This is a genomic window from Tersicoccus mangrovi, assembly GCF_036881825.1.
Taxonomy (GTDB): Bacteria; Actinomycetota; Actinomycetes; order Actinomycetales; family Micrococcaceae; genus Tersicoccus; species Tersicoccus mangrovi.
Genome location: NZ_JBAJMW010000002.1, coordinates 245,368 through 268,731, shown reverse-complemented (window position 1 = coordinate 268,731; position 23,364 = coordinate 245,368). Strand labels below are relative to the sequence as shown.

General features: G+C 71.9%; 20 protein-coding genes, 2 tRNA genes and 1 other RNA gene. 10 read left to right on the top strand and 13 right to left on the bottom strand.

Features of this window, described 5'->3' with window-relative positions; all coding sequences use genetic code 11:
- Nucleotides 1-35 precede the first annotated feature (35 nt).
- Entirely contained in the window at nt 36-767 is a 732-nt protein-coding gene (locus V6N00_RS05065; protein WP_334230993.1) for a zinc ribbon domain-containing protein, read from the top strand.
- A gap of 119 nt (nt 768-886) precedes the next feature.
- Here V6N00_RS05065 and V6N00_RS05060 read toward each other — a convergent pair whose 3' ends face one another.
- Entirely contained in the window at nt 887-1,654 is a 768-nt protein-coding gene (locus tag V6N00_RS05060) for a YaaA family protein (RefSeq protein WP_334230992.1), read from the bottom strand.
- Nucleotides 1,655-1,721: 67 nt separating this feature from the next.
- On the opposite strand from V6N00_RS05060, the gene rnpB reads away from it, so the two are divergent.
- An RNA gene (rnpB, locus tag V6N00_RS05055) (RNase P RNA component class A) lies at nt 1,722-2,102 on the top strand.
- Nucleotides 2,103-2,142: 40 nt separating this feature from the next.
- On the opposite strand, the gene def is transcribed toward rnpB, so the two are convergent.
- The 4 genes from def to orn all read right to left on the bottom strand — a co-directional run bounded on the left by def (nt 2,143) and on the right by orn (nt 4,880).
- Nucleotides 2,143-2,715 (bottom strand): peptide deformylase, encoded by a 573-nt coding sequence (def, locus tag V6N00_RS05050; protein WP_334230991.1) that lies wholly within the window; start codon nt 2,713-2,715, stop codon nt 2,143-2,145.
- Entirely contained in the window at nt 2,712-3,899 is a 1,188-nt protein-coding gene (locus V6N00_RS05045; protein ID WP_334230990.1) for an acyl-CoA dehydrogenase family protein, read from the bottom strand. The genes def and V6N00_RS05045 overlap by 4 nt, the downstream gene beginning before the upstream one ends.
- A 135-nt stretch (nt 3,900-4,034) precedes the next feature.
- Nucleotides 4,035-4,107, bottom strand: a tRNA-His gene (locus V6N00_RS05040).
- Between the two features lie 134 nt (nt 4,108-4,241).
- Nucleotides 4,242-4,880: an oligoribonuclease gene (orn, locus tag V6N00_RS05035; protein ID WP_334230989.1), complete on the bottom strand. Its 639-nt coding sequence runs from the start codon at nt 4,878-4,880 to the stop codon at nt 4,242-4,244.
- Nucleotides 4,881-5,156: 276 nt separating this feature from the next.
- Between orn and mptB the strand changes: the two genes are divergently transcribed.
- Complete coding sequence (gene mptB, locus V6N00_RS05030) at nt 5,157-6,704, top strand: polyprenol phosphomannose-dependent alpha 1,6 mannosyltransferase MptB (RefSeq protein ID WP_334230988.1); 1,548 nt, start codon at nt 5,157-5,159, stop codon at nt 6,702-6,704.
- 74 nt (nt 6,705-6,778) lie between these two features.
- On the opposite strand, the gene V6N00_RS05025 is transcribed toward mptB, so the two are convergent.
- A tRNA-Arg gene (locus V6N00_RS05025) sits at nt 6,779-6,854 on the bottom strand.
- A 270-nt stretch (nt 6,855-7,124) separates the two neighbouring features.
- Here V6N00_RS05025 and V6N00_RS05020 point away from each other — a divergent pair.
- Nucleotides 7,125-7,697, top strand: a complete 573-nt coding sequence (locus tag V6N00_RS05020) for a single-stranded DNA-binding protein (protein ID WP_334230987.1) — start codon at nt 7,125-7,127, stop codon at nt 7,695-7,697.
- 148 nt (nt 7,698-7,845) lie between these two features.
- Nucleotides 7,846-9,528, top strand: a complete 1,683-nt coding sequence (gene ettA, locus V6N00_RS05015; protein ID WP_334230986.1) for an energy-dependent translational throttle protein EttA — start codon at nt 7,846-7,848, stop codon at nt 9,526-9,528.
- An 82-nt stretch (nt 9,529-9,610) separates the two neighbouring features.
- Here the strand turns inward: ettA and V6N00_RS05010 are convergent, their stop codons facing one another.
- On the bottom strand, nt 9,611-10,123 hold the full coding sequence (locus V6N00_RS05010; RefSeq protein ID WP_334230985.1) for a DUF3995 domain-containing protein: 513 nt from the start codon (nt 10,121-10,123) through the stop codon (nt 9,611-9,613).
- A gap of 97 nt (nt 10,124-10,220) precedes the next feature.
- Here V6N00_RS05010 and V6N00_RS05005 point away from each other — a divergent pair, with 97 nt between their 5' ends.
- Together V6N00_RS05005 and V6N00_RS05000 are read left to right on the top strand one after the other, a co-directional pair.
- Nucleotides 10,221-10,571, top strand: coding sequence for a biopolymer transporter Tol (locus V6N00_RS05005; RefSeq protein WP_334230984.1), 351 nt, complete (start codon nt 10,221-10,223; stop codon nt 10,569-10,571).
- A gap of 47 nt (nt 10,572-10,618) precedes the next feature.
- Nucleotides 10,619-11,401 carry an SDR family oxidoreductase gene (locus V6N00_RS05000; RefSeq protein ID WP_334230983.1) on the top strand — a complete coding sequence of 261 codons (783 nt, stop codon included), beginning with the start codon at nt 10,619-10,621 and terminating at the stop codon, nt 11,399-11,401.
- A gap of 21 nt (nt 11,402-11,422) precedes the next feature.
- On the opposite strand, the gene V6N00_RS04995 is transcribed toward V6N00_RS05000, so the two are convergent.
- Nucleotides 11,423-12,319: an acyl-CoA thioesterase gene (locus V6N00_RS04995; RefSeq protein ID WP_334230982.1), complete on the bottom strand. Its 897-nt coding sequence runs from the start codon at nt 12,317-12,319 to the stop codon at nt 11,423-11,425.
- A gap of 164 nt (nt 12,320-12,483) precedes the next feature.
- Between V6N00_RS04995 and V6N00_RS04990 the strand changes: the two genes are divergently transcribed.
- Together V6N00_RS04990 and V6N00_RS04985 are read left to right on the top strand one after the other, a co-directional pair.
- Nucleotides 12,484-12,960, top strand: a complete 477-nt coding sequence (locus tag V6N00_RS04990; RefSeq protein ID WP_334230981.1) for an acyl-CoA thioesterase — start codon at nt 12,484-12,486, stop codon at nt 12,958-12,960.
- 4 nt (nt 12,961-12,964) lie between these two features.
- The gene (locus V6N00_RS04985; protein ID WP_334230980.1) at nt 12,965-13,768 is read left to right on the top strand and encodes a DUF8185 domain-containing protein; all 804 of its coding nucleotides are present in this window, start codon (nt 12,965-12,967) and stop codon (nt 13,766-13,768) included.
- 19 nt (nt 13,769-13,787) lie between these two features.
- On the opposite strand, the gene V6N00_RS04980 is transcribed toward V6N00_RS04985, so the two are convergent.
- From V6N00_RS04980 to pepN, 5 genes are all read right to left on the bottom strand, one after another.
- Nucleotides 13,788-14,369, bottom strand: a complete 582-nt coding sequence (locus V6N00_RS04980; RefSeq protein WP_334230979.1) for a globin — start codon at nt 14,367-14,369, stop codon at nt 13,788-13,790.
- The gene (locus tag V6N00_RS04975; protein WP_334230978.1) at nt 14,366-15,244 is read right to left on the bottom strand and encodes a mechanosensitive ion channel family protein; all 879 of its coding nucleotides are present in this window, start codon (nt 15,242-15,244) and stop codon (nt 14,366-14,368) included. The genes V6N00_RS04980 and V6N00_RS04975 overlap by 4 nt, the downstream gene beginning before the upstream one ends.
- A gap of 136 nt (nt 15,245-15,380) precedes the next feature.
- Complete coding sequence (locus V6N00_RS04970) at nt 15,381-17,810, bottom strand: glycoside hydrolase family 31 protein (protein WP_334230977.1); 2,430 nt, start codon at nt 17,808-17,810, stop codon at nt 15,381-15,383.
- Between the two features lie 38 nt (nt 17,811-17,848).
- A complete protein-coding gene (locus V6N00_RS04965; protein ID WP_334230976.1) occupies nt 17,849-18,310 on the bottom strand; it encodes an OsmC family protein in 462 nt (153 codons plus the stop codon).
- A complete protein-coding gene (pepN, locus tag V6N00_RS04960) occupies nt 18,307-20,877 on the bottom strand; it encodes an aminopeptidase N (protein WP_334231193.1) in 2,571 nt (856 codons plus the stop codon). The genes V6N00_RS04965 and pepN overlap by 4 nt, the downstream gene beginning before the upstream one ends.
- 180 nt (nt 20,878-21,057) lie before the next feature.
- On the opposite strand from pepN, the gene V6N00_RS04955 reads away from it, so the two are divergent.
- Nucleotides 21,058-22,917, top strand: a complete 1,860-nt coding sequence (locus V6N00_RS04955) for a gamma-glutamyltransferase family protein (protein ID WP_416385032.1) — start codon at nt 21,058-21,060, stop codon at nt 22,915-22,917.
- Nucleotides 22,918-23,364 lie beyond the last annotated feature (447 nt).

Below are 23,364 nucleotides of genomic sequence, written 5' to 3'. Positions count from 1 at the left end.
CTAGGGTGAGGGAAACCCGGCCCGCAGGAGGATCCATGCCCACCGCCCGTCCCGACCACCAGCGCCGGCTGCTCGACCTGCAGGCGCGGGACACCACGATCGACCGGATCCGGCACCAGGCCGCCGTGCTGCGGTCCGACCCCGAGATCGCCGCCGCGCAGGAGCGGACGACGCAGGCGCAGGCGGAGCGCGAGACGGCGCAGACCGAACTGACCGCCGCGGAGGAGGCGCTCGCTGCTGCGGAGGGCGCCGTTGAACAGGTGGCCACCCGCATCGCCCGCAACCAGCAGCGGCTCGACGCGGGCACCGGCTCGTCGAAGGACCTCACCGCCCTGCAGCACGAGATCGGCACCCTCTCCGGGCGCCGCTCGGAGCTGGAGGACGAGGAACTGACGGTGATGGAACGGGTCGAGACCGCCCAGGCGGACCTCGACCGGACGACCGGGTCTGCGGCCGAGGCGACCGGCGCGCTGGGGGACCTCACGACGGTCCGCGACGGCCGGCTCAGCGAGCTGTCGGGCGAGTTCGAACGGGAGAAGAAGGCCCGTGCGGAGGTGCTCGCCGACATCGACGACGCCGCCCTCGTCAGCCTCTACGAGAAGCTGCGCAGCACCCACGACGGCGTCGGCGTCGCCCCGTTGCAGGGCTCGCGCTGCGGCGGGTGCATGCTCGAGCTCAACCCGAAGGATCTCGCCGCGATCCGGGCGGCCGCCGAGGACGCCGTCGTCCGGTGCGAGGAGTGCGGGCGCATCCTCGTCCGCTCCTGAGGCGGTCTCCTCACGACGGCAGGCTCGCCGACCCGTGCTCGCCGGATCGGTCCCGGATCGGACATCCGTCGACAAGCGGGCGATGAGCGGGCGATGAACTCTGCCCGGAGCCGCCGTCGTCAGTCGGTCAGGACGATCGCCAGGTGCGCCGGACGCCGTGCCGTGCCGCGCGTCAGTTCCGCCGCCGGCCACCGCTCCCGCGTCACCCGCAGCAGGCCCTGCGCGTCGACCGGGGGCTTGCCGCGCCGGGTGAGCAGATGGCGGGCCACCTCGCCGCGTGTGTGCTTGGCCATGTGCGAGACGACGGAGCGGACGCCGTCGCGCTCGCGGAACACGTCGACGACGACGGTGCGCTCGGGCGGGGTGGACGCCGCGGCGGCGTAGGTGCTGGACCGGCAGTCGACGATCAGCTCGCCGTCCGGCCGGGCGGCGAGCTCGGCGGTCAACTGCGGCTTCCAGAAGGACGCGAGATTGCCGAGGCTTCCGAGCCGGGTGCCCATCGAGAGCCGGTAGGCCGGGATCGCGTCGGGCAGGGCGACCAGCCCCCAGAGCGCGGAGACGACCAGCACGCTCTCGGCCGCCCGCCGGCGCTGGACCGCGGTCAGGCTGCGGTGGTCGAGGGCGTCGTAGAGCACGCCGTCGTACACGCGGTGTGCAGGGGCGGCGGGCTCGGTGCTCAGGCGGACGTTGCGGGCGACGTCTGCGGCCAGGCTCGGCCCGACGCCGAGCGCGTCGAGGGCGTCCGGCTCGGCGCTGACCCGGGCGAGTTCGGCCAGGACCCGCTCACGTGCCGGCGTCAGCGCGGGGTGCTCGAGGCCGTCGAGGTCGACCGGGGTCCCCGACCGGGCGGCGCGCTTGGACTCGGACGGTGGGAGCAGGATGAGCACCGGTCGAGTCTAGTGGGGCAGACGGCGGTCCCACGGCGGAGGGAACGGTAGACTGGGCCGCCGTGGATGGGACGGCCGGGCGGCCGCGTTCGGCGCGTCAGCGCCGGCCGAGGAACGTCCGGGCTCCGCAGGGCACGGTGGTGGGTAACGCCCACTCGGGGAGACCCGCAGGACAGTGCCACAGAGAACAGACCGCCCGCGCCGCTCGTCGGCCGCGGGTAAGGGTGAAACGGCGGTGTAAGAGACCACCGCACCCCGGGTGACCGGGGTGGCAGGGTAAACCCCACCGGGAGCAAGGCCAGACAGGGCACGTTCGAGGGCTGCTCGCCCGAGTGTCCGGGTAGGCCGCTCGAGGGTGTCGGCAACGGCACTCCTAGATGGATGGTCGCCACCTGCGCTCGGGTGACCGGCGCAGGCACAGAACCCGGCGTACAGGCCGTCCCGTCCACACCTCTCCCGAGCGCTGCTCAGGCGTGTCCGGGTCGGCGTCAGTGGCCGAAGGGGTCCGGGTCGACGCCCGGCATCCACGTGGTGCCGGCGCTCTTCCAGCCGTGCTCCTTGACGGCCTTCTTCGCCTTCTTCGCCCAGCGCGGCGCCAGCCGGTCGACGTACAGCTTGCCGTCGAGGTGGTCGTACTCGTGCTGCATGCAGCGCGCGAACCAGCCGGTCGCCTCGAACTCCAGGGGATTGCCGTCGCCGTCGAAGCCGGTGACCCGCGCCCACTCCGCACGCTGCAGCGGGTAGGACTCGCCGGGGAACGAGAGGCAGCCCTCGGCGTCCTCGTCAGGGTCCGGGTCGACGCCGGAGATCTTCCCGACGGTCAGCGACGGGTTGACGACGACGCCCCGCTCGGGAGCCTCGTCGTCGTTCGGCAGTCCCCACGTGAAGATCCGCAGGCCGACGCCGATCTGCGGGGCGGCGAGGCCGACGCCGTTGGCGGCGTCCATGGTCTCGAACATGTCCGCGATGAGGGTGCGCAGGTCCTCGTCGAAGGCACCGACCTCGGCGGCACGGGTGTGCAGCACCGGGTCGCCCCAGATGACGATGGGGCGGATGGTCATGCGTGGTCCTTGTCTGTGTCTGGCCGGGGACCGGCGATCTCCCGGCCGATGGTCTGCTTCATGATCTCGCTGGTGCCGCCGAAGATCGTCAGCAGCCGGGCGGCGATGAACGCCTGGGCGATGGGGTACTCGAGGATGTAGCCGTAGCCGCCGTGCAGCTGGAGGCAGCGGTCGGTGATCGAGGTGGCCCGCTCGCTGGCCCACAGCTTGACGCGGGCCGCCTCGGCGGGCGAGAGGTCGCCGTCGTTGAAGGCGAGCACGGCCCGGTCGACGTACCCCTCGGTGACCTCGACCTCGGTGAGCAGATCGGCGAGGGAGAACCGGGTGGTCGGCAGGTCGAGGACCCGGCCGCCGAAGACGCTGCGGTCCGCCGTGTAGGTGACGGCCTGTTCGTACGCCTGCCGACTGATGACGGACGCGGCGGCAGCGATCGCGAGACGCGCCTGGGGCAGCGCCTCCCGCACGTACCGCAGCCCGGCGCCGAGCTCGCCGATGAGGTTGCCGGCGGGGATCGCGACGTCGTCGAAGAACAGCTCGGCCGTGTCGGAGGCGCGCAGCCCCATCTTGTTCAACTGCTTGCCGGTCGTGTAGCCCTCGCCCTTCTCGACGAAGAAGAGGGAGAAGCTGTCCTCGCCGCCGCGGCCGGTTGAGCCGTCGGTGCGGGCGAGGACCAGCGCGGCGTCGCCCGAGATGCCGTTGCCGATGAAGGTCTTCTGCCCGGACAGCCGCCAGCCGCCGTCGCCGTCGGGCACCGCCCGGGTGCGGACGGCGCGCAGATCGGAGCCGGCGCCGGGCTCGGTCCACGCGCAGGAGGTGACGAGCTCGCCGCTGGCCATGGCCGGCAGCCACCGCTCCTTCTGCTCGTCGGTGCCGTGTGCCAGCAGGGCCGGCAGGACGAGGTCGTCGTGCAGGTGGAAGGCGAGAGCGAGCCCGAGGGCGCCGCCCTTGGCGAGCTCCTCGTCGAGCACCATCCGGAAGCGGTAGTCGTCCAGGCCGGCGCCGCCGTGCTCCTCGGGGACGGCCAGGCCGACCAGACCCTGCTCACCGGCCGCGGTCCACACCGATCGCGGCATCAGGTGGTCCTCGTCCCACTGGCGGTAGTGCGGCGTGACCTCGCGGCGTACGAACTCCGCGGCGACCTCGCGGAACAGCTCCTGGTCCTCGGTGAAGAACGTGCGCTTCATGGGTGCCTCGCCTTCGTCGTCGTGCCGGTCCTCCCGCCTGCGCGGTGGACGCGCGCGGTGCCGCCCGGCGGGGGAGAGGAGGCCCGCGCGAACGCGTGAAGGCCGCACCGGATCACCGGGCGGCCTTCACATCGGGGTGAGTAACGGGGGTCGAACCCGCGACCTTCTGGACCACAACCAGACGCTCTGCCAACTGAGCTATACCCACCAGGAGCCACTCGCGGCCGTCGCGGGACACCCATCACGAACGTCCCGGGCCAAAGCAGCGAGAACCAGTGTACAGGCTGGGAGAACGGCTCCCGACCACGGCGCGGACCGCGTGAGCGGCCTCACGCCGACCGGTCAGGCCGTCTCGGTGGGCGCCGTCAGCGTCGCGGACCCGGCCATGACCTGGGTCGCGATCCGCTTGGCGGTCTCGGAGTCCGGCCCCGGCGGCGGCACCATGACGGCACCCCGGTAGTAGCGCAGTTCGTCGATCGAGTCCCGGATGTCACCGAGCGCCCGGTGTCCGCCGGTCTTGGCGGGCGCCTGGAAGTAGGCGCGCGGGAACCAGCGGCGGGACAGTTCCTTGATGGTGGAGACGTCGATGATGCGGTAGTGCAGGTGCTCGACCACCTCGGGCATGTCCCGGACGAGGAAGACCCGGTCGGTGCCCACCGAGTTGCCGCCGAGCGGTGCCTTCTTCGCATCCGGAACCCAGGCGTGCAGGTACTCCATCACCTGGCGCTGCGCCTCCTGAAGGCTCACCCCGCCGTCCAGCTCGGTGATGAGACCGGAGGTGGTGTGCATCTGCCGCACGAAGTCGCCCATCGCCTCGACCGCTCCGGCGGGGGGCTTGATGACGACGTCGACCCCGTCTCCGAGGATGTTCAGCTCGGAGTCGGTGACGAGCACCGCGACCTCGATCAGGGCATCCGCCACGGGGTCGAGCCCCGTCATCTCGCAGTCGATCCAGACGATTCGTTCCTGTGATGTAGACACGACCCCAACCTAGCCGCCACCACCGACAAACACCGCCGACGCACACCGCCGACCTGTGACGCGTCGGCGTCCGAGCGCCGTCCTTCGTGCCGCCTGCGTGCCTTCTCGGTCGCTCCCGGGCCGTTCCCGTGGCCTGCCGTTGCGGCGTCGCCGGGGAGGCCGCGAGCCGGCGGTCGGCAGGGGCGTCGATGGTAGACTGGCCGGGCCCGCCGGCCCGTGGGACCAGCGCCGGGCGAGAACGGGTGCGGGTGCGTCGAGCCAACGAGGAGTAGGTGCATGACCCAGTCTCCTCCGGCCGGCCGCACGCCGGCGGCGGAGTCCGAGGGAGCCGCCGCGACCGAGCCTCGCAGGATCCGTCGCCCGTCCTCCCTGATCCAGGGCCTGGTCGGTTCGCTCCTGCTGATCGTCGGTTCCCTGGGCGTCGGCTGGTTGCCCGGCTCGTCCCCGCTGCGGCAGAACCCCGTCATCATCCCGATGCGCTTCACGACGACCGGCGTCGTCGTCTCCGTCGTGCTGCTCGCCGTCGGCGGGATGCTCCTCATCCGGGCCTGGCTACGGCTGGGCCAGCAGGTCCGGGACTGGTCCTCCGACGACGCGCGGCGGTCCGTGCTGCGGGCGATCGGCCTGTGGGGCATCCCCATGTACGCGACCATCCCGCTGTTCAGCCGGGACGTCTACTCCTACATCGCGCAGGGCCTCGTCATGGTCAACGGGCTCGACCCGTACCACGACGGTGTCTCGAGCATCGAGGGCTTCTTCCAGCGCGGCGCGGACCAGCTGTGGTCCGAGAGCCCGCCCCCGTACGGCCCGTTGTTCCTCGGCATCGAGCAGGGCATCGTCACGGTCACCGGGGCCAACCTCGAGTGGTCCGTCATGCTGTTCCGCCTCTCCTCGCTGATCGGCATCCTGCTGTGCCTGTGGGCGGTGCCGAAGCTCGCACGCCTCCACGGCATCGACCCGACCCGGGCACTCTGGCTCTCTGTGGCCAACCCGCTCTTCCTCACCAACTTCATCGCCGCCGCCCACAACGACGCGCTGATGATCGGGCTCGCCGTCGCCGGCATCTACCTGACGGCCGTCCGCCGCCCGATCCTCGGCATCGTGCTCGTGACGGCGTCCGTCGGCATCAAGCCGATCACCATCGTGTTCCTGCCGTTCCTCGGGTTGATGTGGGCCGGCCGCGGCGCCTCCTGGCCACGCCGGATCGGGTACTGCGCCATCACCGGGCTCATCTCGCTCGCCCTCATCGGCGGGGCCGGCGTGCTCAACGGCCTCGGCTTCGGATGGATCGGCGCCCTGAGCACCACCGGGAACGTGTGGATCTGGTACGCGCCGGTGGGCCTGATCGGCCTCATGGTGGCCACCGGACTGAACGCGTTCGGGCTCGACGGGTGGGGCGCGGCGACGATCGTGCACACCCTCGGCAAGGTCGTCGGGTTCCTCGTCGTGATCTGGCTGTTCTTCGTCGGCAACCACGAGAAGCTCATTCGGCGGATGACGCTCGCGATGGCCGCGGTCGTCGTGTTCTCGCCCATGATCCAGTCCTGGTACGTGGTGTGGCTGCTGCCCCTGTTCGCGGTCACCGGCGTGCGCGACGACTGGCAGGTCCGCGCCCTGTTCCTCGTCATGGCGTTCCTGATGATCTACGCGATCACCGATCAGCTCGACGTGTTCCCGTACCTGAACGTCGACCTCAACCTGGCTCGGCAGCTCGCGGCGGTCATCGGTGTCGGATTCGCGCTGTACCTGATCTTCGTGGACCCGCGCACGAGCCGGCTGTTCCGGAAGAAGTTCTGGGACGCCTCGCGGCCGCTCACCATCTGACGCTGTCAGCGGGCCTGACTCGATCGTCGAGCGAGCGGATGCGGGCGGCGTGACAGCCGGTGCCCGCGACGGGCTGGTGCCCCAGGAGGGAGTCGAACCCCCGACCAAGAGATTAGAAGGCTCCTGCTCTATCCGCTGAGCTACTGGGGCCGGCGCGGCGGCGTGCCTGAGGGCACGTGTCCATGGTCAACCCTAGCAACGGGCGCACGACGGCTCCTCCTCGACAACGTCTCGGCCGTGGCCCCTCGCAGGTGCCGTTCTTCCTCCACAGGGCTCCGGCGAACCGGCTCTGTCCACAGGCGACGTCCGAACCGTCTCTTTCCGTTGTCCCGGCACGCACGCTGGTCCCACCGGTGCACCACCGGCCCGCGGCGACCGTCCGCGGAGAGCACGAGGGACGCCTGGAAGGCGGGACGAGAGATGAGCGAGACGATCACCGTGGTGGGCAACATCGGGTCCGACGTGACCGGCAGCACCACCGCGAAGGGCGACGCGATCACGAGCTTCCGGCTCGCGAGCACCGAACGGTGGCTGGACCGGCAGACCGGCGCGTGGGTGGACGGGGCGACCAACTGGTACTCCGTGGTCTGCTTCCGCAACCTGGCGCGCAACGCCGGGTGCAGCCTGGCGAAGGGGCAGCCGGTGGTCGTGACGGGCCGGCTCAAGGTCCGGCCCTGGGAGCGGGACGGCAAATCCGGCACCAACGTGCAGATCGAAGCGGACAGCATCGGCCACAACCTCCGGCTGGGCACGACCAACTTCCGCGGCGGGGCCACCGGCAACGAGCGCCCACCGGCCGGGGTGGACGCGGCGACGGGGGAGATCGTCGACGACGCGGCGGGCCCGCGGGGCGGCACGGAGGTCGGCGCGGATGACGGCGCGTTCGCCCACGAGGGCGGGACGGACCGCCGCTCGACGGGGGAAGACACGCCCGGTCGGGCCGAACTGGACGCCTTCGAGGAGGCGGAGGACAAGCAGGCCGTCCCCTTCTGAGCTCCTGTGTTGAGCACCTGCCGGTGTCCCGCCGGCGTCGCGCTGTGCCCGTCACCGCCCGGGACACTCGGGCACGGGCGGTGACGGAGACGGGGGCCGCACGGAGCCGGGTAGGACATGGGCGCGGCCACCGACTAGCCTTGAAAGCATGGCCGAATTCATCTACACCATGACCAAAGCGCGCAAGGCGGTGGGCGACAAGGTCATCCTCGACGATGTCAGCATGTCGTTCTTCCCGGGCGCCAAGATCGGCGTCGTCGGGCCCAACGGCGCCGGCAAGTCCACCATCCTGAAGATCATGGCCGGCCTGGACACGCCCTCGAACGGCGAGGCCCGGCTCAGCGCCGGGTACACGGTCGGCATCCTCCAGCAGGAGCCGCCGCTGAACGAGGAGAAGACCGTCCTCGGCAACGTCCAGGAGGGCGTCGGCGAGATCTACGAGAAGATCCAGCGGTTCAACGCCATCTCCGAGGAGATGGCGAACCCGGACGCCGACTACGACGCGCTGCTCGAGGAGATGGGCAAGCTCCAGGAGGCGATCGACGCCGCCGACGCCTGGGACATCGACTCGCAGCTCGAGCAGGCGATGGACGCCCTGCGGTGCCCGCCGCCGGACGCCGACGTCACCGTCCTCTCCGGTGGTGAGCGCCGCCGTGTGGCGCTGTGCAAGCTGCTGCTGAGCAAGCCGGACCTCCTGCTGCTCGACGAGCCCACCAACCACCTGGACGCGGAGAGCGTGCAGTGGCTGGAGTCCCACCTGGCCGCCTACCCGGGTGCCGTCCTCGCCGTCACCCACGACCGGTACTTCCTCGACCACGTCGCCCAGTGGATCTGTGAGGTCGACCGCGGTCGGCTCTACCCCTACGAGGGCAACTACTCCACCTACCTGGAGAAGAAGCGCGCTCGCCTCGAGGTGCAGGGCAAGAAGGACGCCAAGATGGCGAAGCGCCTGAGCGACGAGCTGGACTGGGTCCGCTCGAACGCGAAGGGCCGCCAGACCAAGTCGAAGGCTCGTCTGGCCCGCTACGAGGAGATGGCCGCCGAGGCCGAGCGCACCCGGAAGCTGGACTTCGAGGAGATCCAGATCCCGCCGGGCCCGCGTCTGGGTAGCCAGGTCATCGAGGCCGACCACCTCCGCAAGGGCTTCGGGGACCGGCTGCTCATCGACGGGCTCTCGTTCTCGCTGCCCCGCAACGGCATCGTCGGCATCATCGGCCCGAACGGCGTCGGCAAGACCACCCTGTTCAAGACGATCGTGGGCCAGGAGGAGCTGGACGGCGGCGAGCTGAAGATCGGCGACACCGTCCGCATCTCCTACGTCGACCAGAGCCGTGGCGGCATCGACCCCAACAAGTCGCTGTGGGAGGTCGTCTCCGACGGGCTGGACTACATCAACGTCGGCAACGTCGAGATGCCGTCCCGTGCCTACGTCTCGGCGTTCGGTTTCAAGGGCCCGGACCAGCAGAAGAAGGCGGGCGTGCTCTCCGGTGGTGAGCGCAACCGGCTGAACCTGGCGCTGACCCTGAAGCAGGGCGGCAACCTGTTGCTGCTCGACGAGCCGACCAATGACCTGGACGTCGAGACCCTCGGCAGCCTCGAGAACGCCCTGCTCGAGTTCCCCGGCTGCGCCGTCGTCGTCTCCCACGACCGGTGGTTCCTCGACCGCGTCGCGACCCACATCCTGGCCTACGAGGGCACGGACGAGGACCCGGCGAACTGGTACTGGTTCGAGGGCAACTTCGAAGCGTACGAGGAGAACAAGATCGCGCGCCTCGGTGCGGACGCCGCGCGCCCGCACCGGGTGACGCACCGCAAGCTCACCCGCGACTGACGTCGGCCGCGCGAGCGGCGACTGCGGACACGACGAGGCCCCGGACAGGATCACCTGTCCGGGGCCTCATCACGTCCGTGGGTCATGGTGTCCGCCCGACACGGGTGAGGTCTCCGGCGCTCCCTCGCCGGCTCGTCCACAGGTGGGCCGCCAGCGCGAGTCCCCAGAGCAGGAACAGTGGGTCCCACAGCCACGCATGTCCGATCATGGCGTCGCGGTCGTAACCGCCGGCGGGATCGATCAGCCCCGTGAGCACCGCATTGCTCACCGCGGTGTTGGCACCGCCGTAGACGATCAGTGCGGCCGCGCCCGCCCAACTGATCGCCCGCCATCCACGCTGTCCGCCGATCCGGCCGTGCGCGACGGCGGCCGGGACCACCGCGGCAGCGGCCTTCACCACGGCCACCACGCCGAGCCCGAGACCCGCCGCCACGGGCGCGTCCGCGGCCAACTGGACGGCCCAGGATCCGACGGTGCTCAACAGCGCCCGCCCACCGAGAGCCCAGTAGGCGCTGACGCCGGCGTGCACCAGTCCCGCCACGCTGGCCAGCCACACCCAGGTCAGACTCCCGCGCCGCCGGCCCTCCCGGTCCATGTCCTCACGCTAGCCCCTGCCGAACGACGGAGGAGTGGCGCAGAGGGTGCGGGCTGACAGACTGTCGCCGGAGCACGGTGCGGAACGAAGGAGCGGCATGGCCGACGTGGCGAATGAGGACGAGCGCTGGCTGGTGGTCAACGGCCGGCGGTGGCGTCGCACGGACCCCTGCCTGCCCGACGAGGTGGTCGCGGCCCTGACATCCCACCTCGGACGCGGGCGCTCGGGCGTCCGGACGGCAAAGGCGGCGGGCGACGACGCCGCCGTGGCGGCCGCCCGTCGTCGGGTCGACCTCGCCAAGCACGGCCTCGGCGAACGAGGCTCCCGCTGGTGGGACGACCCGGAGGCGGACCGGATCGACCGCGCCCGTGCCGCGCTGGCGGATCTGGCCCGCCTCGACGCGACGGACGAGCCCGACGCGGAGACGGACGCCCCGGCCGACACCTGACACGCCGGGCGACCCCCGTAGCGCCGGCGGCCGCTAGTCTCGGGCGGGTGAAGTCACAGGAGAACGTCGAGAGGCTGACCGCCGTCGTCACCGGCGTCGGCCGGTCCACGAACATCGGTGCGGCCATATGCCGACGGCTCGCCACGGACGGCTGGGACCTCGTGCTCCCGGTGTGGACCGCCTACGAGCAACGCATGCCCTGGGGGACGACGCCCGGCGATCTCGACGGGCTCGTCGCCGACCTGCGGGAGCGGGGAGCGCGGGTCACCCTGCTTGAGGCGGATCTCGCCGATCCCGCCGTCCCGGATCGCGTCGTCGAGCAGGCACGCGAGGCACACGGCGCCGTCGCCGCGCTCGTCCTCAGCCACGCCGAATCGGTCGACTCGGCCATCGCGGACACCACCGTTCAGAGCTTCGACCGCCACATGGCCGTCAACGCCCGCGCGCCGTGGCAGCTGATCCGTGCCTTCGCCGCGCAGTTCCCGGCCGAGCTGGCCGGCCGAGGCCGCATCGTCGCGCTGACCAGCGACCACGTCGCCTTCAACCTGCCCTACGGGGCGAGCAAGGGCGCGCTGGACCGGATCGTCATCGCTGCGGCGAAGGAGCTCGGTAGTGCCGGCATCCGGGCCAACGTCGTCAACCCCGGCCCGGTCGACACCGGCTGGATGGACGACACCGTGCGCGCCGACCTCACCGCCCTCCAGCCCACGGGCACGCTAGGCACGCCCGACGACGCCGCCCGGCTGATCGCGTTCCTGCTCTCGGCCGACGGCGGCTGGGTCAACGGCCAGCTGCTCAAGTCCGACGGAGGCTTCTCGATCTCCCTGTGAGTGCCCGGCGCAGTCCGACGGTCAGTCGCCCGTGCCCGGGGGGACCCGGACCATGCCCTCCTGCGCGACGGTGGCCACGAGCGCGCCGTCGCGGGTGAAGATCCGGCCGATGCCGAGCCCACGGGCGCCGGACGCGGACGGCGAGCTCTGCACGTACAGCAGCCACTCGTCGACCCGTACGGGCCGGTGCCACCACATCGCGTGATCCAGCGAGGCGAAGCTCACGCCGGGCGTCGACCAGGCCAGCCCGTGCCGGCGCAGGATCGACTCGAGGATCGTGAAGTCGGTGGCGTAGGCCAGCGCCGCGCGGTTGAGGTTCTCGTCGTCGGGCATCGGACCGTGCGTGCGCATCCACACCGCCTGCGACGCGGGCCGCTCCGGGTCCGGGCGTAGGTACACGCCGCCGTCGAGGTGCCGGATGTCGAAGGGCCGGTCGTCGGACCACTTGCGGGCCATGGGGTGGTCGAGACCGGCGAGCAGGTCCGCCGTCGTCGGCAGCGTCTCCGGCGCCGGCACGTCGGGCATCTCCTCCTGGTGGTCCAGGCCCTCGTCCTCGCTCTGGAACGACGCGATCATCGACAGGATCGGTGCGCCGTTCTGGTAGGCGTGGGCCCGGCGGGCGGAGAACGAGCGCCCGTCGCGCAGCCGCTCGACGCCGTACGTGATGGGCTTCTCCGAGTCGCCGGGCCGCAGGAAGTACCCGTGCAGGGAATGGATGGGCCGGACCCCCTCGACCGTGCGCACCGCCGCGATGATGGACTGTGCGAGGACCTGTCCGCCGAACACCCGGCCGCGCGGCTGCCGCTCCGACACCCCGACGAAGACGTCCTCGTGCGTGCGGGCTCCGTCGAGGTCGTCGACGTCGAGCACGTGCAGCAGGTTCCGGGTGCGGGTCTCCGGCGAGTCCAGTGCGGACATCGGCCCTCCTCATCGGTGGCGGTGCTGGCGGTGGTGGAGCGTGCAGTGTGCGGAACTCGGCGTCCCGGATACATGATAGGCGGTCGCACGACGTCGGCCGATCCGCGCGTCGGGGGCAGGTCGGCTCGTCCGCTGCGCCGGCTGCCCTCTGAAAGGATGGATACATGCCCGATTCCCTCTACATGCCCGTGCAGCTGCGCTTCGGCGACATGGACGCCTACGGCCACGTCAACAACGTCGTCTACCTGCAGTACTTCGAGAACGCCCGCGTGCAGTTGGCCCACGCTCCGCTCGACGAGGTGGTGCTGCCCGCGGACCGGGCCGGGCAGACGTTCGACGACCTGGTGGGACCGGAGCGCTTCACCCTGGTCGGCCGGCAGGAGATCGAGTACCGGCAGCCGCTGACCTACCGGAACCGGCCCGTGTTCGTGAAGATCTGGGTCACGAGCGTCGGGGGATCGAGCTACGACTTCGGTTATCTCGTGGCCGAGCGCGACGAGTCGACGGTGTACGCGCTGGGCGCCACCACGATGGTGCTCGTGGACCGGTCGAGCGGCGCACCCGTCCGGCTCACTGCCGAGCAGCGGGCCGCTCTTGAACACTGGCACGGTGAGCCCGTGCCGTTCCGGCGTCGGAAGTGACGCGGTGACCCGGGACCTGATCTTCGCCGACGCCCGGTCCGCCGAGGACCTGCGCACCTTCGTGGCGCGCGCCCGGCAGGTGGACGACGGCGGCATCCGGCTTGCCGTCACCGGCGCGGTCGTCGCCGCGACGGTGTGCGTGCTGCGTCCGCCGGGGTTCGGCGAGTCCGGTCCCACGGTGCTCGGGCTGCGGACGATGGCGCTCGTCGACGAGTCGGCCGACGGTCTCGACGTGACCGTGCCGCTCGCGGCGGTGGCGGACCGGTTGGCCCGGACGGGCGAGGCGGGACCCGACCGGGTCGGGGGTACTCAGGCCGGAAGCTTCCGGACCGGGGCCACGCGGGACGAGGCCACCCAGGCCGGCGACCCTGCTTCCCGGCGGCTGCCCATCCCGCCGACCACGCTCACCGAGCCCTGGGCCGGCATCGCCGCTCCGCGCCGCGGCTGGGAGCCCCTCGGCGTCGCCCCGGCCGACCGGCTGCGCGATGCGGCCCGGCACGGCATCGAGCTGGTCCGCGACGCCCTGCCCAAGGACGCCGGCAGCGCCGTCCTGCACACGGTGCGACGCGCGGTGCTGGCCGTCCCGGCCGAGGGGCTGCTCGACGACGAGCTCCCGAACGGCTCCGACGCCTGCGCCCGGGACCGGATCCCGCTGGCGGCCGCCTACGCTGCCGAACTGCTCGGCTTCCTCGGCCCGTCGGTCGCACCGGGAGCGACGTCGAGCCCGGCGGACGACATGGCGGCGTTCGGCGTCCAGCGGTGGGTGCGCCTGAGCAACGCCCGCGGGCACGTCCTGGTCAAGGTCTGAGACAGCGTCGGCCAGGGGGTCAGGAGGGCCGGGTCACCCCGCTCGCCGGGTCCTGCGGATCCTCGGGAGCGTTGACCATCGCGTGCGCCGCGCGCTCGAGGTAGTCGCAGAGCATCTGCTCGTGCAAGGGCGCCAGGTGCAGCGTGTCCACGGCGGCACGCATGTGCATCAGCCACCTTTCCCGCATCGCGGGCGTCACGGTGAACGGGGCGTGCCGCATCCGCAGCCGGGGATGGCCGCGCTGCTGCGAGTACGTCGTCGGGCCACCCCAGTACTGCTCGAGGAAGCCACGGAGCCGGTCCTTCGCCGGTCCCAGATCCTCCTCCGGGTACAGGGCGCGCAGCTGCGGATCCGCCGCCACCCCGTCGTAGAACGCGTCCGTCAGCGCCCGGAACGTCGGCTCGCCGCCCACATCCTCGTAGAACGTCGACGGCGGCGGCGTGAAGACGCCCGCGCCGGCTGGCCGGAGCTGGGACGCCTGTCCGGGCCCGACGCCGACGCCGAGCGCGGGACGCGCCGGGCCCGAGGCCGCGCCGGAGCGACGCTCCGGGTGCGGGGAGCCGGGGGCGTCCGTGGTGCGGTGCTGCTTGTCGTCGCTCATGAACGGGTCCCTTCGCCGATCCCGGTCCCGGGGCGTCCGGACGCCGTGGCGCTGCTGCCGTCGCCGCCCACCGTGGGGTGACCCTTCGTGTCTGCGCTGCGCCGGTCGACCGACTGGCGTCCGACGATGACGCGCTGATTCGCCGTGCGCGGCGTCGTCACCGTGTGCTGGTCGGTGATCGGCCGGTACACCGTGCGCTGCTGCGCGGTCCCGGGCTCGGCGACCCGCTTGATCGGGGACTTGCGGCGACGCCGGTAGGACGCGCTCTTGCCCTGGCTCTTGTTGCCGATCATCAGCATCTCGCCGTTGCGCAGGTACCAGATGGTGCCGTCGTCGTCGACGAGCCGGGTGATGCGCAGGCTGACCGCCTCGACGCGGCCCTCGATGGTGCCCACCTGGATGACGTCACCGATGCCGAACTGGTCCTCGACCGTCAGGAAGATGCCGGCGATGAAGTCGCGGATCAGCTGCTGGGCGCCGAAACCGATGGCGACACCGGCGATACTGACGCTCGCGAGCAGCGGCGCGATGTTCCAGCCGAGCGCCTGCAGCCCCGTCGTGATGGTCAGCGCGCAGATGATCACGGCCGCGACCGACTTCAGGAGCGAGCCGATGGTCTCCGCCCGCTGGGCCCGGCGCACGTGGTCGTCCGGGTTCACCGAGGGCGCCGCCCAGCGGAAACCGCCCCGCTTGAAGATCGTGTTTCCCTTGCGGATACGACCGACGACGACGTTGATGAACAGACGCACGACGACCCAGGCGACGGCGGCGACGCCGATGATCCAGAGCAGGCGCACGACGTCGATCTGATTGGCCGCCTGGGCGACCGATTGGAGGGGCTGGCTCGCATCGGACGTCGAGGAGAGCACGGACACGCAGAATCCTTCCGCAGCGGTTGGGGACCGATCCAGCGTAGGTGCCGACCCTGTCCGGAGGCTTGGAAACGCGCCGTGAGACGAACCACGATCCCGTGATCCAGCCCGCCTTCGGTGCGGTCCGAGAGCTGAGCCGTCAGTCCCGCGCGGTCAACAGCTCCGTCAGGGCGCCGAGCAGGGCGGCGGGGACGTCGAGTGCCTGCAGCCCGGCCAGCTTCGCCGCCGTCGGCCGCTCCGAGGTGATCAGCGTCCACACCGGCGGCTTGGCGTCGTTCTCCCACTGGGCGCCGGCGAGCCGGGTGAGCAGGGCGTCCAGGTCCGGTGTGGGCGCCGGTTCCGGCTCGTCGAACGTCAGCTGGAGGACGAGCGGCCGGTCGGTCGGGGCGGTGACCGTGACGCTGAACCGGTGGGCTCCGTCGCGGACGTCGACGCGGTCGCCCTCGACGGTCACCGCGCTCGGGCGCCGATCCGTGAGCCACGTGATCGTCCAGGTGCGTTCGGCGGGCACGACGTCGGCGGCGTCGACCGTGCGGCTCCCGTCCGGGGAAGGGCGGCCCTCGGCCGGACGGACGGTGAACCGTCCGCTCGACTCCCACCGCAGACCCGTGACGACGGGCGCCGTGTCCGGCCCGGCGCCGGTGCCGTCGTCCTCCACCAGGTCGAACGAGCCGGCGTCCCCGGGGGCGATCAGCACCTCGAGCGCCGTCGGCAGCGCGGCGGCGTCGAGCTGGCCGGTGTCCGCGGTGCTGCTGCCGGCCAGGGGCAGGATGCCGCCGTCGCGCAGCAGGACGGGGATCGCGTCGAGGTCGCGGTGGAGCGCCAAGGACCGGTCGCCGTCGTAGATCTGCCCGCTGACGACGTCGGTCCAGCGGCCCGGCGGCAGCCACGCGGTCACCGCGCCGCAACGGGTCAGCGGATCGCGGGGCGACGTGATGGGGGCGACGAGCAGCTCGGACCCGAAGGCGAACTGGTGCGGCACCGTGTACGCCTCGTCGCGGCCCGGGTGCAGGTGGTACATCGGCCGCACGAGCGCGGTGCCGGCGGCGGCGCGGTGATTCATCGTGTGCAGGTAGGGCACGAGCCGGTGCCGCAGCCGCAGCGCGTCGCTGATCGCCGTCCGCGTCTCGGCCGGGTAGTTCCACGGTTCCTTGAGCAGGAACGGGTTGTTCGTCGAGTGCAGCCGCAGGATGGGGGAGAAGACGCCCAGTTGCACCCACCGGGTCATCAGTTCGTCGTCGCGCACGCCGGCGATGTGGCCGCCGATGTCGTGGCTCCACCAGCCGTAGCCGATGTTGGCCGCGGTCGCCGTGAAGTACGGCTGGAACCGCAGAGAGTCCCACGTGATGATGCTGTCGCCTGAGAACCCGATCGGGTAGCGGTGGGAGCCGGGTCCGGCGTATCGGGAGAACGTCAGCGCCCGGCCGGCCAGCGGACCGCCGTCGCGCGCCGCGTCCAGGTAGTGCAGGTGGTTGAGCATCCACAGCGGGTCGACGTCGCGGATCCGGCTGAAGTGGCCCTGCTGCCAGTCGACCCACCAGAAGTCGACGCCGGCGTCCTCGAGCGGGTGGTGCAGCACGTCGAAGTACGCCTCGGCGAACTCCGGGTCGGTGATGTCGAAGGGCACCGGCACGCCCGACTCCGGGTCCACGCCCATCCGCTGCGCCATCGCGGCGTAGGCGTCCTCGAAGGAGCGCACCCCGTCGGCCGGGTGGAGGTTCAGGGTGGTGTGCAGGCCGCGCTCGTGCAGCCCGGCCAGGAACGCCTCCGGGTCCGGGAAGAGGCGCCGTTCCCAGCTGTACCCGGTCCAGCCGGTGCCCTGGCCCGGCGGCACGGAGCCCACCCGGTGCCAGTCCATGTCGATGACCGCGACGGAGAACGGCAGGTCCTCGGCGGCGAACCGGTCCATCAGGGCCAGGTACTCGTCCTGGTGGTAGTCGTGGTAGCGGCTCCACCAGTTGCCGAGCGTCCAGCGCGGCAGCAGCGGGGTGGCACCGGAGACGGCGTGGAACGCGGCGAGCGCGGCGTCGTAGTCCCGGTTGTAGGCGAAGACGTACAGGTCGGTGCGGCCGGCCTCGCGGGAGCCGAAGCCGCCGCCCTCGGTGAAGAGGAAGGAGCGGGAGTCGTCGAGCACGGCGACCCCGCTGGCGGCGAGCACACCGTCCTCGAGCGGGATGGCGCCGTCCGCCTCGTCGAGGGTGCGTGCGGTGCCGCCGAGGTTGACCGGGGCCAGCTCGTCGTCGCCGTACCGCCAGGTGCTGCGGTGGTTGGTCCAGCCGCCGGTGGCCTGCACGGAGAGACCCTGCGGGGAGAACGGCCCGCGGTCGTAGGCGAGCCGGAACTGGCTCGTGACGATCTCCAGCATCCCGTTCTCTCGCGCCTCGAACTGCGGGACGGGCAGCTGACGGTTCAGGGCGAACGTCGATGCGCGGTCCTCGAACCCGCCGTCCTCGGACCACTCGAGCCGCACGAGGCCCTCGGTGAGCACGGTGATCCGCCAGTGATCACCGGTCAGGACGGCACGCGGATCGGCCACCGGACGGGCGGGCAGCTGGGGACGAGTCGACACGGCGGAGCTCCTTCGGAACGTGCGGATCCGGGACGGCCTCAGACGACGGCCGGCTCGTGGTGGACGGGGAAGGCGACGCTGCGCGCGATGAAGCACAGCCGGGAGGCCTCCCCGTGGAGGGTGGTGGCGAGCTCCGCCTGCGCCGGGTCGGCGAGCCGGACCCGCGGGCGGAGGGTGACCTCGGTGAACTCGCCCGAGCCGTCCGCGTTCAGCCGCATCGACCCCGACGCGTCGTCGTCGTACCCGGTGACGACCACGTCGTGGCGCACGCACACGTGCAGGTAGGAGAGCATGTGGCACTCGCTCAGGGCGGCCACGAGGAGCAGCTCGGGGTTCCACCGGTCCGCGTCGCCGTGGAAGGTGCGGTGGGCCGAGCCGAGCAGCGTGGGCACGCCGGGGGAGGACACCTCGTGGTCGCGTCCGTAGCCGCGGTAGGTGGCGGTGCCCTCGCCGCGGTCCCCGGTCCAGGCGACGGAGACCGCGAACCGGTGCTCGCTCACGAGGCGGTGAGGACCGCGGTGTCCCGCTCCCGTGCGGCCAGTGCCCGCACGACGTCGTCGCGCCCCTCGCGCACCAGCCGGCGCAGCGCCGGGCTGCGGTCGCCGAGCTGGTCGAGGAACGCGTCCGTCGCGGCCACGGCGTCCGCGCTGATCGGCCGGTTCGGGTAGAGCCCCTGGACGATCTGCTCGGAGATCTCGTGCGTGCGGGTGGCCCACACGTGCTCGATCGCGGCGAAGTACTTCTCGGTGAACGGGGTCAGCAGAGACTCGTCGTGCGCCCGCTTGAACCCGGCGATCACGGCCTGCTGCACCGCGTTGGGGAACTCGGCACGCTCGACGACGGCGTCCCACGCCTCGGCCTTGGCCTCCGCGGTGGGAACGGCGGCGCGCGCCATGGCGGCCATCCGTGCACCGGTCGCGGTGGCGTCCCGCTCGTACTCGGCGTCGATGTCGGCGGTCCCGCGACGGCCGCCCGCGACGAGGGCCACGAGCAGCTCCCACCGCAGGTCGGTGTCGATGGTCAGCCCGGTCAGCGTCTCCTGGCCGTCCAGCAGGGCGGTCACCGCGTCGAGCTGAGCGTCGGTGCGCGCCAGCGCCGCGAAGGACTTGACGAACTGCAGCTGGTGGTCCGAACCGGCACGCGCGTCCCGGGCCAGGCGCAGCATCGCGTCGGCGGACCGCTCGAGGGCCTCGCGGCGGTGGTCCTCGGCGACGAACTGGTACAGGGTCGCCATCAGCTGGCGCAGCAGCACCAGGACGACGGTCGAGTCCGTCTCGGCGTCGATGTTCGCCAGGACGAGGTCGACGTAGTCGCGGGCGGGGCTCTCCCCGTCGCGGGTCGCGTCCCACGCCGAGTTCCACACCAGGGTGCGGGGCAGGGACTGCGCGAAGTTCCGCAGGTGGCGCTTGGCGGTGGCCAGCGAGTTCTCGTCCAGGCGCACCTTCGCGTAGGCGAGGTCGTCGTCGTTGACGAGGATCAGGTCGGGCCGCTCCATGCCGACCAGCTCGGGCACCTCGGTGCGCTCGCCGGCGACGTCGAGCTCCACCCGGTGGTTGCGGACCAGCCGGCCGGCGTCGTCGACGTCGTAGAAGCCGATCGCGGTGCGGTGCGGCCGCAGCGTCGCGTGGTCCTCCGGGGCGGTCTGCACGACGGCGAAGGAGGTGATCACCTCACCGCCGTCGGACTCGATCTCCGGGGCGAGGGTGTTGACGCCGGCGGTCTCCAGCCAGGCCCGGCCCCAGTCGCTCAGGTCCCGGCCGCTGGCCTTCTCCAGCTCGGAGAGCAGGTCCGTCAGCTCGGTGTTGGACCAGGCGTGCTTGCCGAAGTACTCGCGCACCCCGGCCATGAACTCCTCCTGGCCGACCCACGCCACGAGCTGCTTGAGCACCGAGGCGCCCTTGGCGTACGTGATGCCGTCGAAGTTGACCTGCACGTCCTCGAGGTCATTGATCGGGGCGACGATCGGGTGCGTCGTCGGCAGCTGGTCCTGCCGGTAGGCCCAGCTCTTCTCGAGCGACGAGAACGTCGTCCACGCCGTCGTGTACTCGGTGGCCTCCGCCGCGGCGAGGGTCGACATGTACTCGGCGAACGACTCGTTCAGCCACAGGTCGTTCCACCAGCGCATCGTCACCAGGTCGCCGAACCACATGTGGGCGAGCTCGTGCAGCACGGTGATGGCGCGCCGCTCGACGGTCGCCTCGGCGACCTTGGAGCGGAAGACATACGTCTCGGTGAACGTCACCGCGCCGGCGTTCTCCATGGCGCCGGCGTTGAACTCGGGCACGAACAGCTGGTCGTACTTCGCGAACGGGTACGGCGTGCCGAACTGCTTCTCGTAGAACGCGAAACCGGCGCGGGTGATCGCGAAGATGTCCTCGGCGTCCACGAACTGCATGAGCGACTTGCGGGCGAAGACGCCGAGCGGGATCGTGCGGCCGTCGGCGCTGGTCAGCTCCGAGGTGATGCTCTGGTACGGGCCGGCCACGAGCGCCGTGACGTACGAGGAGAGCACCGGGGTCGGCTCGAAGTCCCAGGTGGCGGCGCTGACGGTGCTGCCCGCGGAATCCGCGGGGACCGGCTCCGGGGTGGGGGAGTTGGAGACGACGGCCCAGTGCGCCGGCGCCGTGACGGTGAACCGGAAGCGTGCCTTCAGGTCGGGCTGCTCGAAGACGGCGAACATGCGCCGGGAGTCCGGGACCTCGAACTGGCTGTACAGGTAGACCTCGTCGTCCACCGGGTCGACGAACCGGTGCAGGCCCTCGCCGGTGTTCATGTAGAGGCCGTCGGCGACGACGGTCAGTTCGTTCTGCTCGGCCAGGTTCTCCAGCTGGATGCGCACGCCGTCGGAGACACGCGCCGCGTCCAGGTCGACGCCGTTGAGCGTCACCTGGTGGACCGTGTCCGTCACCGCGTCGATGAACGTCGAGGCGCCGGCGGTCGCGGAGAACCGCACCACCGTGGTCGTCCCGAACACCGTCTCGCCACGTGTCAGGTCCAGACTCACGTGGTACGAGTCCACGGAGAGCAGGTCGGCGCGGGCACGTGCTTCATCGCGAGTCAGGTTCAGTCCTGGCAAGTGGGTCGCCTCCAAGGGAGCTGGTGTCGGGCGCAGTGGTGGGCGCCGGTCGCGTTCGTGGTCCCCGCTAGTCTTACCCCCGCGGCGCGGCTTGCCAAGTCTGCTGTCGGAGTACCGGATACCGTGCCCGGCTCTCGCCGGTCGCGCGGACGGTGGCCCTACGCTGGGGTGATGGCGCACCCTTCCACGGCCCCGCAGACCACCGCATCCCACGTCAGCGCGTTCACGACGCCCCCGGCCCACACCACCCGGCCCACGCTGAAGGGCAGCTTCGGCATGGTGTCCTCGACACACTGGCTGGCGTCCGCGGCGGCGCAGGCGGTGCTCGAGCGCGGCGGGAACGCTTTCGACGCGGCGGTGGCCGGTGCGTTCGTGCTGCACGTGGTCGAACCGCACCTCAACGGGCCCGGCGGCGACCTCGTCGCGCTCGTCACCACGGACGCCGGACCCCGCGTGCTCATGGGCCAGGGCCCGGCCCCGGCCGGCGCGACCATCGAGCACTACCGCGCCGCCGGGCTGGACCTGGTCCCCGGTGCGGGGGCGCTCGCCGCCGTCGCGCCCGGCGCGGTCGACGCCTGGCTCCTGCTGCTCGCCGAGCGCGGCACCTGGGAGCTCGCCGACGTGCTCGCCTTCGCCGTCCACTACGCCCGGCACGGCCACCCCGCTGTCGCGCGGATCGGCATGACCGTGGCCGCCGTGGCGGACCTCTTCACCGAGCACTGGCCGACGTCGGCCGCGCAGTGGATGCCCGACGGGCGGCCGCCCGCCGACGGCGAGGTGATCCGTAACGAAGCCTGGGCGCGGACACTGGACCGGCTGGTCGAGGCCGGCGCGGAGGCCACCACGCGGGAGGCCCGCATCGAGGCGGCCCGAGCGGCCTTCGCCTCCGGCTTCGTCGCGGCCGCCGTCGAGGAGTTCTCGGCCGTGCCGCACCGCCACTCCGGCGGCGGCGAGCACGCCGGCGTCATCACCGCGGCGGACATGGGCGCCTTCCGGGCGTCGCTGGAGGAGCCGTGTTCGGCCGTCTTCCGCGGCCGCACCGTCGTCAAGACCGGGCCGTGGGGCCAGGGGCCGGTGCTGCTGCAGACCCTCGCGATCCTCGACGGGTTCGACGACGAGCGGCTCGACCCGTCCACCGAACTCGGTGCTCACACGATCCTCGAAGCGCTCAAGCTCGCTCTCGCGGACCGCGACGCCTGGTACGGGGAGGCCGCTGCGGGCGACGCCGAGCTGCTGGCGCACCTGCTCTCCCCGGAGTACGCGGCGCAGCGCCGGGCGCTCATCACCGAGCGGGCCTCGGCCGGGGACGAGCCGGGCGAGATTCCCGGCCGGACGCCGCACCGGCCCCCGCGCCTGACGCCCGACGAATTCGCGGACTCGCATCCGGAGCCGGACGAGGCGTCCGCGGGCGAGCCGACCGTCGCGCGCTTCGGCCGGACCCGAGGGGACACCTGCCACCTCGACGTCGTCGACCGGGACGGCAACATGATCGCCGCGACGCCCTCGGGCGGCTGGCTGCAGTCGAACCCGACCATCCCGGAGCTCGGCTTCTGCCTCGGCACCCGGCTGCAGATGACGTGGCTCGACGAGGGCTCCCCGGCCGCGCTGCGCCCCGGCGCCCGCCCCCGGACGACGCTGACGCCGACCATGCTGCTCGACGCCGACGGGCGGCCCGAGGCGGTGCTCGGGTCCCCGGGCGGCGACCAGCAGGACCAGTGGCAGCTGCTGTACCTGCTCCGCACGCTCGTGGGCGGGTACTCGCCGCAGCAGGCCATCGACGCGCCGATGCTGCACACGACGGCGATGGTCGGCTCGTTCTGGCCGCGCACCGTCGAGCCGTACGGCGCCGTCGTCGAGGACCGGCTGGGCGACGACGTCATCGCCGGGCTCGAGCGGCGTGGGCACCGGATCACGCGGGCGGGGGACTGGTCGCTCGGCCGGATGTGCGTCGCGGGGCGGGAGCCGGACACCGGGGTGCTGTACGCGGCGGCCAATCCCCGCGGCGCGCAGGGCTACGCGACGGGCCGGTAGGGGCGGCGGCGGGCGGCCTCTCCGCCGGCCATCGTCCGTGAGGTAGCGGTGCCCGCCCGGGTTCCGTGCCTTCCACGGCTGACTTAGCGGTTGCCGCCCGAACGCGGTGCCTACGACGGGTGAGTTAGCGGTTTGCGCCCGAATGCGGTGCTCTCTGCGGCTGACTTAGCGGTTGCCGCCCGAACGCGGTGCTCTTTGAGTACGTCTTTCGGGCGGTGCTAGCTAACTCACGGTATGCACGTCACGGAAACCGTCACGTGCGCTCTCGAGATTCGCCGAGTCCGTCACGTCCGCCCCCGCGCCCCGGTCATTGACCACCGTCAGCGGGCGGAACCGACGGACTCACAACGACGCCGCCAACGCGGTGCCTGTCGCTAGTGACTTAGCGGTTGCCGCCCGAGCGCGGTGCGTACTGCGGGTGAGTTAGCGGCTTCCGCCCGAATGCGG

Excerpts from the sequence above, each read along its gene's own strand:
- V6N00_RS05065 (WP_334230993.1), top strand. The coding sequence starts at position 36 with ATGCCCACCGCCCGTCCCGACCACCAGCGCCGGCTGCTCGACCTGCAG.
- def (WP_334230991.1), bottom strand. The coding sequence starts at position 2,715 with ATGACCATCCGCCCCATCGTCATCTGGGGCGACCCGGTGCTGCACACC.
- V6N00_RS05045 (WP_334230990.1), bottom strand. The coding sequence starts at position 3,899 with ATGAAGCGCACGTTCTTCACCGAGGACCAGGAGCTGTTCCGCGAGGTC.
- mptB (WP_334230988.1), top strand. The coding sequence starts at position 5,157 with ATGACCCAGTCTCCTCCGGCCGGCCGCACGCCGGCGGCGGAGTCCGAG.
- V6N00_RS05020 (WP_334230987.1), top strand. The coding sequence starts at position 7,125 with ATGAGCGAGACGATCACCGTGGTGGGCAACATCGGGTCCGACGTGACC.
- ettA (WP_334230986.1), top strand. The coding sequence starts at position 7,846 with ATGGCCGAATTCATCTACACCATGACCAAAGCGCGCAAGGCGGTGGGC.
- V6N00_RS05010 (WP_334230985.1), bottom strand. The coding sequence starts at position 10,123 with ATGGACCGGGAGGGCCGGCGGCGCGGGAGTCTGACCTGGGTGTGGCTG.
- V6N00_RS05005 (WP_334230984.1), top strand. The coding sequence starts at position 10,221 with ATGGCCGACGTGGCGAATGAGGACGAGCGCTGGCTGGTGGTCAACGGC.
- V6N00_RS04995 (WP_334230982.1), bottom strand. The coding sequence starts at position 12,319 with ATGTCCGCACTGGACTCGCCGGAGACCCGCACCCGGAACCTGCTGCAC.
- V6N00_RS04990 (WP_334230981.1), top strand. The coding sequence starts at position 12,484 with ATGCCCGATTCCCTCTACATGCCCGTGCAGCTGCGCTTCGGCGACATG.
- V6N00_RS04980 (WP_334230979.1), bottom strand. The coding sequence starts at position 14,369 with ATGAGCGACGACAAGCAGCACCGCACCACGGACGCCCCCGGCTCCCCG.
- V6N00_RS04955 (WP_416385032.1), top strand. The coding sequence starts at position 21,058 with ATGGCGCACCCTTCCACGGCCCCGCAGACCACCGCATCCCACGTCAGC.